At 68.2% G+C, this 13,646-nt stretch carries 14 protein-coding genes; 12 read left to right on the top strand and 2 right to left on the bottom strand.

Annotated elements, in window-relative coordinates:
- Positions 1-34: 34 nt before the first annotated feature.
- Complete coding sequence (locus CY658_RS20855) at positions 35-454, bottom strand: organic hydroperoxide resistance protein (protein WP_101492014.1); 420 nt, start codon at positions 452-454, stop codon at positions 35-37.
- A 193-nt stretch (positions 455-647) separates the two neighbouring features.
- Here CY658_RS20855 and CY658_RS20850 point away from each other — a divergent pair, with 193 nt between their 5' ends.
- Both CY658_RS20850 and CY658_RS20845 read left to right on the top strand, forming a co-directional pair.
- On the top strand, positions 648-1,388 hold the full coding sequence (locus CY658_RS20850) for a response regulator (RefSeq protein ID WP_101492392.1): 741 nt from the start codon (positions 648-650) through the stop codon (positions 1,386-1,388).
- Positions 1,389-1,763: 375 nt separating this feature from the next.
- On the top strand, positions 1,764-2,786 hold the full coding sequence (locus tag CY658_RS20845) for an alpha/beta fold hydrolase (protein ID WP_101492013.1): 1,023 nt from the start codon (positions 1,764-1,766) through the stop codon (positions 2,784-2,786).
- Between the two features lie 14 nt (positions 2,787-2,800).
- On the opposite strand, the gene CY658_RS20840 is transcribed toward CY658_RS20845, so the two are convergent.
- Entirely contained in the window at positions 2,801-3,739 is a 939-nt protein-coding gene (locus CY658_RS20840; protein ID WP_180839009.1) for a formate dehydrogenase accessory sulfurtransferase FdhD, read from the bottom strand.
- 106 nt (positions 3,740-3,845) lie between these two features.
- Here CY658_RS20840 and CY658_RS20835 point away from each other — a divergent pair, with 106 nt between their 5' ends.
- The 10 genes from CY658_RS20835 (at position 3,846) to CY658_RS20790 (ending at position 13,564) form a co-directional block, all read left to right on the top strand.
- A complete protein-coding gene (locus tag CY658_RS20835) occupies positions 3,846-4,436 on the top strand; it encodes a DUF3305 domain-containing protein (RefSeq protein ID WP_101492390.1) in 591 nt (196 codons plus the stop codon).
- Positions 4,429-5,064: a DUF3306 domain-containing protein gene (locus CY658_RS20830; protein WP_101492012.1), complete on the top strand. Its 636-nt coding sequence runs from the start codon at positions 4,429-4,431 to the stop codon at positions 5,062-5,064. The genes CY658_RS20835 and CY658_RS20830 overlap by 8 nt, the downstream gene beginning before the upstream one ends.
- Positions 5,024-7,102 carry a 4Fe-4S dicluster domain-containing protein gene (locus CY658_RS20825; RefSeq protein ID WP_101492011.1) on the top strand — a complete coding sequence of 693 codons (2,079 nt, stop codon included), beginning with the start codon at positions 5,024-5,026 and terminating at the stop codon, positions 7,100-7,102. The genes CY658_RS20830 and CY658_RS20825 overlap by 41 nt, the downstream gene beginning before the upstream one ends.
- Positions 7,099-7,716: a TorD/DmsD family molecular chaperone gene (locus CY658_RS20820; RefSeq protein ID WP_101492010.1), complete on the top strand. Its 618-nt coding sequence runs from the start codon at positions 7,099-7,101 to the stop codon at positions 7,714-7,716. The genes CY658_RS20825 and CY658_RS20820 overlap by 4 nt, the downstream gene beginning before the upstream one ends.
- Positions 7,717-7,830: 114 nt before the next feature.
- Positions 7,831-8,055 (top strand): formate dehydrogenase, encoded by a 225-nt coding sequence (locus CY658_RS20815; protein WP_070059792.1) that lies wholly within the window; start codon positions 7,831-7,833, stop codon positions 8,053-8,055.
- A 9-nt stretch (positions 8,056-8,064) separates the two neighbouring features.
- Positions 8,065-11,040 (top strand): formate dehydrogenase subunit alpha, encoded by a 2,976-nt coding sequence (locus CY658_RS20810; RefSeq protein WP_101492009.1) that lies wholly within the window; start codon positions 8,065-8,067, stop codon positions 11,038-11,040.
- Between the two features lie 9 nt (positions 11,041-11,049).
- A complete protein-coding gene (gene fdh3B / locus CY658_RS20805) occupies positions 11,050-11,670 on the top strand; it encodes a formate dehydrogenase FDH3 subunit beta (protein WP_062470938.1) in 621 nt (206 codons plus the stop codon).
- 14 nt (positions 11,671-11,684) lie between these two features.
- Positions 11,685-11,918 (top strand): hypothetical protein, encoded by a 234-nt coding sequence (locus CY658_RS20800; RefSeq protein WP_374221126.1) that lies wholly within the window; start codon positions 11,685-11,687, stop codon positions 11,916-11,918.
- Positions 11,919-11,930: 12 nt separating this feature from the next.
- On the top strand, positions 11,931-13,181 hold the full coding sequence (locus tag CY658_RS20795) for a formate dehydrogenase subunit gamma (RefSeq protein WP_101492007.1): 1,251 nt from the start codon (positions 11,931-11,933) through the stop codon (positions 13,179-13,181).
- Positions 13,178-13,564: a hypothetical protein gene (locus CY658_RS20790; RefSeq protein WP_101492006.1), complete on the top strand. Its 387-nt coding sequence runs from the start codon at positions 13,178-13,180 to the stop codon at positions 13,562-13,564. The genes CY658_RS20795 and CY658_RS20790 overlap by 4 nt, the downstream gene beginning before the upstream one ends.
- Positions 13,565-13,646 lie beyond the last annotated feature (82 nt).

Here is a 13,646-nt window from a genome sequence, read left to right as displayed (position 1 = left end):
GTAGGCGGCGTGGCGATGCGTCAGTGCAGCGGGCTCACACCAGGTGGATGGCAACGTCGATGTTGCCTCGGGTCGCCTTGGAATAGGGGCAGGTCTGGTGTGCGGCCTCCGTGAGGGCCTGCGCCACCTCGCGGTCCAGGCCCGGCAGGCTCACGTTCAGGCGCGCCTGCAAAAAGTATTCGCCGCCCGCCGTGCCGAGGTCGACCTCGGCATCGACGGCCAGGTCGGGCGGCAGCGCGACCTTCATCCTGCCGGCGGCCTTGCCCATCGCGCCGATGAAGCAGGCCGACCAGCCGGCCGCGAACAGCTGCTCAGGGTTGGTGCCGGTGCCGGCGCTGCCGGGCGATGAGAGCTTGATGTCCAGGCGGCCGTCCGAGCTGCGCGCCTCGCCGTCGCGGCCTCCCGAAGAGGTGCGGGTCTTGCCGGTGTAGAGGACTTTGTCGATGCGGGTCATGAGGGTTCCTTGGGTGCAGGGTGGTTGGAAAACGGACGGATTGTTGGGCCGCCCTCCCCCTGCCGGATCGCCTTCTGTATGCCTGTGTATCTGCGCCGGAAACCCACACACTACGTTTCAACGGCCGCTGCCGGCGCGACCCGGGAACGCTACATTGCGGCTGCGGCGCCGTGCCGCCATTGCCTACCCTGCCATGACGCCCAAGACCTCCGACCACATCCTCATCGTCGACGACGACCGGGACATCCGCGAACTGCTCACCACCTACCTGGTGAAGAACGGCTTGCGCGTGGTCGCGGTGCCCACCGGGCGCCACATGCGCGCTGCGCTCGAGGCGTCGGGGCCCTTCGACCTGATCATCCTGGACCTGATGCTGCCCGGCGAAGACGGGCTCACGCTGTGCCGCGACCTGCGCACCGGCAAGTACAAGGCCACGCCCATCCTCATGCTCACCGCGCGCAGCGAGGAAGCCGACCGCATCCTGGGCCTGGAGATGGGCGCCGACGACTACCTGGCCAAGCCCTTTTCCGCGCGCGAACTGCTGGCGCGCATCCGCGCCGTGATGCGGCGCACGCGGATGCTGCCGCCGAACATGGGCAGCGTCGAGCCCTCGCAGAAACTGGGGTTCGGGGAGTGGCAGGTCGACACCGTGGCACGCCACCTGATCGACGACGCCGGCGTGATGGTGGCGCTGAGCGGCGCCGAGTACCGGCTGCTGCGCGTGTTCCTCGACCACCCGCAGAAGGTGCTCAGCCGCGACCAATTGCTGAGCCTGACGCAAGGGCGCGAAGCCGAGCTCTTCGAGCGTTCCATCGACCTGCTCGTGAGCCGGCTGCGCCAGCGCCTGCGCGACGATGCGCGTGAGCCCCGCTACATCAAGACCGTGCGCAGCGAAGGCTACGTGCTCGCTTCGGCGGTCGAAGCGAGAGACTGACCGACGCCACGCTCTGGCACTGCGTCGGGTGGCGCAGCTCGTGCGCGAACCCGCCCGCGAAGAACAGCAGTGCGAACCAGAGCTTCTTGAATCCGCGAGAGCGCGTCATGGGGGTTTCCTTCGGGCGATGCGTGAGTGGATGACGGGCGGATTGTTGGCCGCCTTTTCACCGCGCGACGGGCATTGCGTATGCCTGTGTATCTCCACCTGAAATCGACACACCACGTTGCGTTGAGGCCGCCTCGCGCGCCTGCGATTGAAATTTAGTGTGGCCGAAACCGGCGCGGATACAGAGGCATACACGAGCCGGTCAACAGGCGGACTTCGCGCCGAACAATCGCGCCGTCTAACCCCTTCGCATCCCAGGAGATTTCCATGACCACATCCCCATCGCTGCTGCGCCGTTCGTTCCTCGGCAAGGCCGCGCTCGGCCTCGCCGCCACGCAGCTCACGTCGATCGTTCCCGCCTTCGCCCAATCCGCCAGCACCGGCGGCAGCAAGCGCCTCGAGCCCCTCAAGAGCATCGAAGCCGGCAGCCTGCGCATCGGCTACTACGAAGCAGGCCCCGCCGACGGCGCGCCGGTGATTCTTCTGCACGGCTGGCCCTACGACATCCACATGTTCGTCGACGTTGCGCCGCAGCTGGCCGCCGCGGGCTTTCGCGTCATCGTGCCGTACCTGCGCGGCTACGGCACCACCCGCTTCCTGTCGGCCGACACGCCGCGCAACGGGCAGCAGTCGGCCGTGGCCGTCGACATCATCGCGCTGATGGACGCACTGAAGATCCCGTCCGCCACCGTGGCCGGCTGCGACTGGGGCGCGCGCACCGCCTGCATCATGGCCGCGCTGTGGCCCGAGCGCGTGAAGGCGCTGGTGTCGGTGAGCGGGTATCTCATCGGCAGCCAGGAGGCCGGCAAGGCGCCGCTGCCGCCGCAGGCCGAGCTGCAGTGGTGGTACCAGTACTACTTCGCGACCGAGCACGGCCGCGCGGGCTACGAGAAGAATCGTCACGACTTCGCCAAGCTCATCTGGCAGCTCGCCTCGCCGAAGTGGAACTTCGATGCCGCCACCTTCGAGCGCAGCGCCGTGGCCTTCGACAACCCCGACCACGTGGCGATCACGGTGCACAACTACCGCTGGCGCCTCGGCCTGGCCGAGGGGGAGGCGAAGTACCAGGCGCTGGAGAACCGGCTCGCCCAGGCGCCGGTGATCGGCGTGCCGACGATCACGCTCGAAGGCGATGCCAACGGGGCGCCGCATCCGGAACCCAGCGCGTACGCGAAGAAATTCTCGGGGCGCTACGCGCACCGGCTGGTCAGCGGCGGCATCGGCCACAACCTGCCTCAGGAAGCGCCCGAGGCGTTTGCGAAGGCGGTGATCGACGTGGCGCGCGGGTAAGCCGCGCACGCCCCTCAGTCGGCAGTGAGTGCCTGCGCCTGCACCTGCGCGTTCGCTTGCGGCTCGGCGTCGAAGCGCTCGAACCCGCAGTAGCACAGGAAGTGGCGGTTGGCGGCCCGGCCGAACAAGGTCATGCCGAGCTTGCTGGCCAGCTCGTGCCCCATCGCGGTGACGCCGTTGCGCGACACGATGATCGGCACGCCCATGTGGGCCGACTTCATCACCATCTCGCTGGTCAGCCGGCCCGTGGTGTAGAAAACCTTGTCGCCGCCGTCGATGCCGTGCACCGCCATCCAGCCGGCAATGGAATCGATGGCGTTGTGCCGCCCGACGTCTTCCACGAACACCAGCATCTCGGTGCCGCGGAACAGCGCACACCCATGCACCGAGCCCGCGTGCCGGTGCACGCTGTGGCGCGATTTCATGAGTTCGAGAATGCGCAGCAGCGTGCCCTGCGCGATGCGCGCCGTCTGCGCCGTCGGCAGCCGCACGGCGCCGATCTGGGCCATCGCATCACCGAACACGGTGCCTTGCCCGCAGCCCGTGGTCACGACCCGGTGCGCGGTTTTTTCAGCGAGATTGGTGATGCCGGCGTGCGTCTTCACGGCGGCCGCCTCGACGCTCCAGTCGACATCGATGCTCTCGACGTCGCTCGCGCGCTGCACGAGGTTCTGGTTGAGCAGGTAGCCCAGCACCAGCAGTTCAGGCGCGGCGCCCAGTGTCATGAGCGTCACGAGTTCGCGCTTGTCGACGAAGACGGTCAACGGCCGCTCCGCCGGGATGTCGATGTCGCGGCGCTCTCCGTGCTGGTCGACGATTTCGATGCGGCGCAGCAGCGGGCCACGCGCCGGGTTCAGGCGCGGCGCGTCGGCGCGCCGGGGCAGCGCCACGGCGTCGAAAGCCAGCGGTGCTTCGTTCGCGTCGTCTGCTTCGTCTTCATCAAGTGGGGCCATGCAGGAATGCTACGACACCGCGCCGGCGCGGCATGCCCGGGTTTTCGCGTCGGCGATCGAGGGGTACTGCGCGCAGACCCGCGTGCCATCGGCTATGGTTCGGCCCATGCTCTCCTCGGACACCCCTGCGACCGCGCCCACGGGCCGCCCGACGCTCGACGTCGCGGTGGTCATGCGCCGCGAGCGCCTGCATGGCCCGTCGAGCCACTGGCAGCCGTGGCGCTGGACGCTCGACAGCGTGCAGCCCGACGAGCCCGGCTTCGGCACCGAACCGCGCCTGCTGCGCGACGACGACGGCGAGCAGCAGTGGCTGCACCCCAGCTTCAAGGTCGAGCTGTTCCGCGACGAGGCCGAGGGCTACCACCTCAACGCGATCACGCCGACGCCGTGCTGGTTCGTGCTGTGGCGCATGGACGAGGAAGCGACGCTTTCCACGGAACCCATTCCGCGCCCGGTGGTGGTCACGCTCAGCTACTACGAAGCCGGGCGCTGGCTCGATGCGCAGGAAACCGTCGAGCAGGTGCCGGCCCCCGCGGAGGTGGTCGACTGGGTGCGCGCCTTCGTCGACGAGCACTACGTGGTCGAGCCCAAGCGCCGCCGGCGGCCCGAGAGCTTCCGGTCGCTGGTCGACCGTTTCGGCAACGCCGCGAGCGTGTCGACCGAGAAAAAACGCGGACGGGGTGCGGGCGATGTCTGAGGGTTTTCTCGGACGCTGGTCGCGCCGCAAGCAGGAAGTGCGCGCGGCCGAGACGGTCGTGGAAGAGAAAGAGAAGGCGCCGACGGCAGATGAGCCTGTTCCGGCGCCCGGCCTCGTTGCGGCGCCGGTCGCCCTGCCGCCCGAAGCCGACCCGGACGGCGCGCCGCCGTTGACCCTTGCGGACGTGGACGCGCTGGGCATCGAGTCCGACTACACGCCCTTCCTCACGAAGCAGGTGGCGCCCGAGGTCAAGAACGCGGCCTTCCGCAAGCTCTTTACCGACCCGCATTTCAATGTGATGGACGGCCTCGACACCTACGTCGACGACTACTCCCAGTCCACCCCCGTGCCCGAGAGCGTGCTGCGCCAGATGGCCAGCGCCAAGTTCCTCAAGCTCTTCGACGAAGAGCCCAAAGACGCCGAAGCCGCCGAAGACATTCCCCCTGAAACCCCCGACGCCGCCGAGGCGACGGACGTGGCACAGTCCCAGGATCCCGCAACGCTTCCCAGCCCGCCGGTTGCCCCGATGCAACCCGCCAGCCAAGAAACCGATGACCACCACGCTGATTTGCGACTGCAACCAGACGATGCCGCTCGAGCCGAAGACGCTCGGCGCGGCACTGGCTGAAACCCTTCCGCTGCATTCGTCGCTGTGCCGCCGCGAGGCGACCTCTTTCCAGCGCGCCATCCAGTCCGGCGACGACGTCGTGGTCGCCTGCACCCAGGAAAAACGGCTGTTCGGCGAACTCGCCACGCAGACGCCCAACGCCACCTCGCCGATCCGCTTCATCAACATCCGCGAGACGGGCGGCTGGAGCCGCGACGCCAAGAGCGCGATGCCGAAGATCGCCGCGCTGCTGGCCGCCGCCAGCCTGCCCGAGCCCGATCCCGTCTCGACCGTGAGCTACAACAGCCAGGGCCGGCTGCTGATCATCGGCCCGCTCGACGCCGCCGAACGCGCCGCGGCGCTGGTCGGCGACACGCTCGACGTCACCCTGCTCGCGCAGGGCCCCGGTGCGGCCGGTGGCGCACAGGCACGCCGCTGGCCGGTGATTGCCGGGCGCATCGATTCGCTCCAAGGCTGGCTCGGCGCCTTCACGCTGCGCTGGACGCGCGACAACGCGATCGACCTCGACCTGTGCACCCGCTGCAACGCCTGCGTGGTCGCCTGCCCCGAACAGGCCATCGGGCTGGACTACCAGATCGACAACGCGCGCTGCACTTCGCACCGCGACTGCGAACGCGCCTGCAGCGTGGCCGGCGCCATCAATTTCAGCCGCGAAGCCCAGGCGCTCGACGCAGCCTTCGACCTCGTGCTCGACCTCGGCGCCACGCCGCAGATCGACTGGCACGCGCCGCCGCAGGGCTACTTCCACCTGCCCGGCGGCGTCGCGCAGGCCGAGGGCCTGCAGACCTTGCTACGTCTGCGCGAGCTGGTCGGCGAATTCGAAAAGCCCAAGTTCTTCGACTACAAGCAGAAGCTCTGCGCGCACAGCCGCAACGAAGTGGTCGGCTGCAACGCCTGCGTCGACGTGTGCTCGGCCCATGCCGTGAGCAGCGACCCGCAACGCCAGCGCATCGTGGTCAACCCGAACCTGTGCGTCGGCTGCGGCGCCTGCACCACGGTGTGCCCGACGGGCGCGCTGGGCTACACCTACCCGCGCGCGCCCGACCAGGGCTTGAAGCTGCGCAAGCTGCTCAGCACCTATGCCTCGGCGGGCGGGCGCGATGCGGCGCTGCTGCTGCACAGCCAGGAAGGCGGCCAGGCGCTGCTCGAGCAACTCGGGCGGCAGGCGCAGCTGGGCAAGGCCCAGGGCGTGCCGGCGCGTGTGATTCCGGTCGACCTCTTTCATGCGGCCAGCACCGGCATCGACCTGTGGCTCAGCGCGATTTCCTTCGGCGCCTCGCAGGTCGCGGTGCTGTGCACCGGCGACGAGGCGCCGCAGTACCTCGCCACGCTCAAGCAGCAGATGAACGTCGCGCAGGCGCTGTTGCTGGGCCTGGGCTACACCGGCACGCACTTCCACGTGATCGAGGCCGACGCGCCCGCCGTGCTGGACGCCGCGCTGGCCGGCTTGCGCACGACCACGCAGCGCGTGCCGGCCACCGCCGCCCGCTTCGCCGTCGGCGCCGACAAGCGCGACCGGCTCGAGATGACGCTCGACCACCTCATGGGCGCGGCCCCTGCCCTGCAGACGCCTGGCGATGCGCCGCTGGCTTTCGTGCTGCCGGCCGGATCGCCGCTCGGCGCCATCGCGGTCGACAAGGACAAATGCACGTTGTGCCTGGCCTGCGTGAGCGCTTGCCCGTCGGGCGCGCTGCTGGACAGCCAGAGCGCGCCGCAACTGCGCTTCATCGAGAAGAACTGCGTGCAGTGCGGGTTGTGCGAAATCACCTGCCCCGAAGACGCCGTTTCGCTCGTGCCGCGCCTGCTGGCCGCGCCCGAGCGCAAGCAACAGGTGCTGCTGAACGAGGCCAAGCCCTGGGCCTGCATCCGCTGCAGCAAACCCTTCGGTACAGAGAAAGCCATCGAAGCCATGCTCGGCAAGCTGGCCGGGCATGCGATGTTCCAGGGCGAGGCGCTGGAGCGCCTCAAGATGTGCAGCGACTGCCGCGTCATCGACCTGTACAGCGCCACCAACGAAGTGAAGATCGCCCCGCTATGAGCCAGACCTTTCCCGCCACGTCCGCACTCGACGAGGAGGTGGCCCGGGCCGAGCTCTACGGCCTGCTGGCGCGGCTCTGGTACGCCGCACCTGATGCCGCGCTGCTCGAAGCCTTCCAGGTGGCGCCCACCGAAGCGCCGGCCGCGGGCGCCTTTCTGGAAGAACCGTGGCGCCAGCTGGTCGGCATCGCGCGCGACACCAGCGCGGCGGCCGCACACGAGGAATACGACGCGCTCTTCGGCGGCATCGGCAAGCCCGAGGTCCTGCTGTTCGGCTCGCACTACCTCAGCGGCTTTCTCAACGACAAGCCGCTCGTGCAACTGCGCAACGACCTCGACCGGCTGGGCCTGGCGCGCACCGAGACCACCTACGAAACCGAGGACCACATCGCCTGCCTGTTCGAGGTCATGCGCTACCTGATCGCCGGCGAGGATGTGGCGGTGGCCAACCTCACGCAGCAGCAGGCCCTGTTCTCCAAACACATCCAGCCCTGGCTGCCCGCGCTCTGCGATGCGGTGTCGCAGCATCCGCAGGCCCGGTTCTACGCGGCCCTTGCCGTCTTCACGCGCGCGTTCGGCGATGTCGAGGCGCAGGCCTTCGACATGCTGGACTGAAGCGAACCAATGCAAGGGGTATTCAGGTTGCTCACACCTTGTTGCTGGTCTAGTATCCACAAGGCCGACCGGGTTTCCCCTCTCTCGTCGCGCCCAGCCACTCCTGGAGTCAATATGCAGGACAGCCAAAACACCGGCATCAAGCCGGCCTCCCGCCGCGGATTCTTCATCGGTGCCGCCACCGCCGGCGCCGCCGCGGTGGCCGTCACGTCGCTGCCAAACATGGCCGAGACGCCCGTCGCCGCCGTCGCCCCCTCTTTGCCGCCTCCGCCCGAAAACGGCGGCGGTTATTCCCTGAGCGAACACGTCAAGCGCTACTACGCCACCACGTCAGCCTGAGGAGACCCCGTGCTTCTGACCAGAAAATCCCCAGGCACCGCGAGCCAGCGGGCCTCCGACACCTCGCCCTTCGTTCACAGCTTGCGCCGCGGCCTCGCGAACGCCTTGCCGACGATGGACCGCCGCGCCTTCCTGCGGCGCTCCGGCCTCGGCGTCGGGGTGGGCCTGGCGGCCAGCCAGCTCACGCTGATCCAGAAGGCCAAGGCCGCGGACGGCCGGCCCACCGCCATCGGCGCCGGCAAGATCGAAGTGAAGCGCACCGTGTGCTCGCACTGCTCGGTCGGCTGCGCGTCCGACGCCGTGGTCGAAAACGGCGTGTGGGTGCGGCAGGAGCCCGTGTTCGACTCGCCCATCAACCTGGGCGCCCACTGCGCCAAGGGCGCCGCGCTGCGTGAGCACGGCCATGGCGAATACCGCCTGCGCTACCCGATGAAGCTCGTCAACGGCAAGTACGAGCGCATCAGCTGGGACACCGCCCTCGACGAGATCACCGCCAAGCTCAAGGAACTCACCAAGGCCAGCGGGCCCGACGCGATCTACTGGATCGGCTCGAGCAAGCACAGCAACGAGCAGGCCTACCTGCTGCGCAAGTTCGTGAGCTTCTTCGGCAGCAACAACTGCGACCACCAGGCGCGCATCTGCCACTCGACCACGGTCGCGGGCGTGGCGAACACATGGGGCTACGGCGCCATGACCAATTCGTACAACGACATGCGCAATTCGAAGATTGCGATGTACATCGGCTCGAACGCGGCCGAGGCGCACCCCGTGAGCATGCTGCACATGCTGCATGCCAAGGAAAACGGCTGCAAGATGATCGTGGTCGACCCACGCTTCACGCGCACCGCGGCCAAGGCCCATGAGTACGTGCGCATCCGCTCGGGCTCGGACATCGCGTTCCTGTTCGGCATCCTGCACCACATCTTCAAGAACGGCTGGGAAGACAAGCGCTACATCAACGACCGCGTCTACGGCATGGAAGAAGTGCGTGCCGACGTCATGAGCAAGTGGACGCCCGACAAGGTCGAAGAGGCCTGCGGCGTGAGCGAAGCCCAGGTGCTGAAGGTCGCGACGATGCTGCACGAGCACCGCCCCGGCACCGTGGTCTGGTGCATGGGCCAGACGCAGCACAGCATCGGCAACGCCATCGTGCGGGCCTCGTGCATCCTGCAGCTGGCGCTGGGCAACGTGGGCAAGTCGGGCGGCGGCACCAACATCTTCCGCGGCCACGACAACGTGCAGGGCGCGACCGACGTCGGCCCCAACCCCGATTCGCTGCCGGGCTACTACGGCCTGGTCGAAGGCTCGTGGAAGCACTTCGCCGCCACCTGGGGCGTGGACTTCGAATGGATCAAGGGCCGCTTCGCCTCGCCCGCGATGATGAGCAAGCCCGGCATCACGGTGTCGCGCTGGATCGACGGCGTGCTCGAGAAGAACGAGCTCATCGACCAGGACTCGAACCTGCGCGGCGTCTTCTACTGGGGCCATGCGCCCAACTCGCAGACGCGCGGCCTCGAGATGAAGCGGGCCATGGACAAGCTCGACCTGCTCGTCGTGGTCGACCCGTACCCGTCGGCCACGGCCGCCATGGCCGCAATGCCCGGCCGGCCCGAAGACGCCAACGCGAACCGCGCGGTGTACCTGCTGCCCGCGTGCACGCAGTTCGAAACCAGCGGATCGGTCACGGCATCGAACCGGTCGGTCCAATGGCGCGAGAAGGTCATCGAGCCGCTGTGGGAAAGCCGCACCGACCACATGATCATGCAGCAGTTCGCCGACCGCCTGGGCTTCGGCAAGGAACTCAGCAAGAACTACAAGATGCAGAAGGTCAAGGGCATGGACGAGCCCGTGCCGGAAGACATCCTGCGAGAAATCAACAAGTCGTGCTGGGCCGTCGGCTACTCGGGCCAGAGCCCCGAGCGGCTGCAGGCGCACATGCGCAACATGGCCGCGTTCGACGTGCGCACGCTCAAGGCCAAGGGCTCCGTCAAGGACAAGGTCAACGGCTACGACATCTCGGGCGACTACTTCGGACTGCCCTGGCCCTGCTACGGCACGCCCGAACTCAAGCACCCCGGCTCGCCGAACCTGTACGACCCGTCCAAGCACGTGATGGACGGCGGCGGCAACTTCCGCGCGAACTTCGGCGTGGAGCGCAACGGCAAGAACCTGCTGGCCGAAGACGGCTCCTATTCGAAGGGCGCCGACATCACCACCGGCTACCCCGAACTCGACCACCTGCTGCTCAAGAAGCTCGGCTGGTGGGACGAACTCACCGAGGCCGAGAAGCCCAAGGCCGAAGGCAAGAACTGGAAGACCGACAGCTCGGGCGGCATGATCCGCGTGTTCATGAAGAACCACGGCTGCCACCCCTTCGGCAATGCCAAGGCGCGTGCGGTGGTGTGGAACTTTCCCGATGCGATTCCGCAGCACCGCGAGCCGCTCTACGGCACGCGCCCCGACCTCGTCGCCAAGTACCCGACCCACGACGACAAGATGGCCTTCTGGCGCCTGCCCACGCTCTACAAGACCGTGCAGCAGAAGAACATCGCCGACAAGATCGCCGAAAAATTCCCGTACATCATGACCTCGGGCCGACTCGTGGAATACGAAGGCGGCGGCGAGGAAACGCGCTCCAACCCCTGGCTGGCCGAGCTGCAGCAAGAGATGTTCATCGAGATCAACCCGAAGGTGGCGGCCGAGAAGAACATCCGCAACGGCGAGCGCGCCTGGGTGCACACGCCCACGGGCGCCAAGCTCAACGTGCAGGCCCTCGTCACCGAGCGCGTGGGGCCCGACACGGTGTTCATGCCCTTCCACTTCTCGGGCCGCTGGCAGGGCGAAGACCTGCTTGCCTACTACCCGAAGGGCGCGGCGCCCATCGTGCGTGGCGAAGCCATCAACACCGGCACCACCTACGGCTACGACAGCGTCACCATGATGCAAGAGACCAAGACCACGGTCTGCAACATCGAGAAAGCATAAGGAATCACCATGGCAAGAATGAAGTTCGTCTGCGATTCCGAGCGCTGCATCGAGTGCAACGGCTGCGTCACGGCCTGCAAGAACGAGAACGAGGTGCCCTGGGGCGTGAACCGCCGCCGCGTGGTCACGCTCAATGACGGCCTGCCGGGCGAAAAGTCGATCTCGGTGGCCTGCATGCACTGCTCCGACGCGCCCTGCATGGCGGTGTGCCCCGTGCAATGTTTCTACCGCACCGACGAAGGCGTGGTGCTGCACGACAAGGACGTGTGCATCGGCTGCGGCTACTGCTCGTACGCCTGCCCCTTCGGCGCGCCGCAGTTCCCGTCGCAAGGCACCTTCGGCGCACGCGGCAAGATGGACAAGTGCACCTTCTGCGCCGGTGGCCCCGAAGCCAACGGCTCCGAAGCCGAGTTCGAAAAATACGGCCGCAACCGCCTGGCCGAAGGCAAGCTGCCGGCCTGCGCCGAGATGTGCTCGACCAAGGCACTGCTGGCCGGCGACGGCGACGTGGTGGCCGACATCTTCCGCACCCGCGTCGTGCACCGCGGCACGGGTGCCGAAGTCTGGGGCTGGGGCACGGCCTACGGCTCGCAACAGGCCGGCACGCCGCCCACCGGAGGCACCAAGTGAAGCGCGCGGTCGTGATGCTCGCCGCGCTCGCTTCGGGCGCGATGCTGCTGGCGGCCTGCAGCGAGAAGCCGCAGACCAACGCCGAGGGCGTCAAGTACGACGCAGTGCCCTGGAGCGGCACCGGCACGCAGGCCAACACCGGCACGGTCTTCACCGCGCCCGGCTGGAAGGTGGGCGACAAGGCGTCGTGGGAGCAGCAGATCAAGACGCGCTCCAACGGCCAGAACGAGTACACCCGAACGAACTGAACCGGAGGCCGCATGAGCGTCACCATTCGCACGAGGCACGCGTTCCACGCGCTGCTGGCGACCGCGCTCCTGGGCTGTGCAGCCGGGGCGCTGGCCCAGGAGGCCAACCCGGCCGCGAGCGGCGCCGTCACCGGCTCGCCCGCGCCCGCGTCGCCTGCTGCGGCCACACCGGCACCGAAGGCCGAGGGCGGCATCCGCAGCCAGAACATCTTCGACGTCAAGCCCGAAGCCAGTGCCGACCCGAACTACCTCAACCAGACCAACGGCGAGCGCAACAAAGTGCAGCCCGGCAACAACGCGCCGATGTGGCGCCAGGTGAGCGGCGGCGTCACCGGCTACAGCAGCCTGCCCGTGAGCGAGGCGCCCGAGGCCGGCAACCTGATCCAGCGCTTCGTGCAATACCCGGGTTCGCGCTTCACCAACGCCGGCGAGGCCTGGCGGCAGGTGCGCAACAACTGGATCATTCCGTACGGCGCGGCGCTGCTCTTCGTCACGCTGCTGGCGCTGGCGATCTTCTATTTCACGCGCGGACCGATCCGCCTGCACGGCAAGGAAACGGGCCGCAAGATCGAGCGCTTCACGCCGTTCGAGCGCGCCACGCACTGGTCGAACGCCCTGGCCTTCGTCACGCTCGCGATCTCGGGCATCGTGATGGCCTTCGGCAAGTTCTTCCTGCTGCCGGTGCTCGGCAGCGCGCTGTTCGGATGGCTCGCCTACGTGCTCAAGACGGTGCACAACTTCGTGGGGCCGCTGTTCGTGGTGACCACGCTGTTCATGGTCTTCACCTTCATCCGCAGCAACTGGCCGAGCAAGGACGACTTCACCTGGCTGCGGCAAGGCGGCGGCCTGTTCGGCGGCAAGGAGCCCGCGTCGCACCGCTTCAACGCGGGCGAGAAGGCGGTGTTCTGGGGCGGCGTGCTGTTCCTGGGCAGCATCGTCATCGCCTCGGGCCTGTTCCTCGACAAGCTGCTGCCCGGCTTCGTCTACACGCGCGGCGAGATGCAGGTCGCACACATGGTGCATGCCGTGGCCACGCTGCTCATGATGGCGATGATCATGGGCCACATCTACATCGGCACGCTGGGCATGACCGGCGCCTACAAGGCGATGCGCGAAGGCTATGTCGACGAGACCTGGGCGCGCGAGCACCACCGCCTCTGGTACGACGACATCGAGGCCGGCAAGATCCCCGCGCAGCGCTCGCAGCCCGCCGGCACCCCGGAGCCTGCTCGGCCGGCGACGGCGCAAGGAACCTCCGTATGAAGCACACGTTGACCCTTCTGTGCACGCTGGCTGCAGCGTCCGCGTTCGCCAAGCTCCCGCCGCTCGGGCCGGAAGCCCAGGCCAAGGCCGCCGAGACCGCGGCCCGCACCGCGTGGTCCGCCAAGACTGACGGCTACCTGCTGTGCAAGTCGCAGGACCAGGTCGCCGCCAAGTACCGCGCCAGCGCCGAGGCCGCGGGCAAGCCGGCACCGGCCGCGGTGGCCACGCCGCCCTGCGTGGACCCCGGCCCCTACGCCGCGGCGCCCAAGCCCGAGGTCAAGCCCATCGAGGCCTCGGGCGCGCACTCCCCGGCCCCCACGGCCGCGTCGCCACCGAGTTCGAACCAGACCTCGGCGCAGACGAATCCCGCGCCCAAGAAGTAGGTCGGCAGCGCGCCGCACCTGCGCGGGCGCGACCAAAGAGAGAAAGCCTGAAATGGCTCGCCGGCCAGCGCCGGCGTGGCCG

The organism is Variovorax sp. RO1, assembly GCF_002849325.1.
Lineage (GTDB): Bacteria > Pseudomonadota > Gammaproteobacteria > Burkholderiales > Burkholderiaceae_C > Variovorax.
This window is presented reverse-complemented; position numbering and strand designations above follow the sequence as displayed.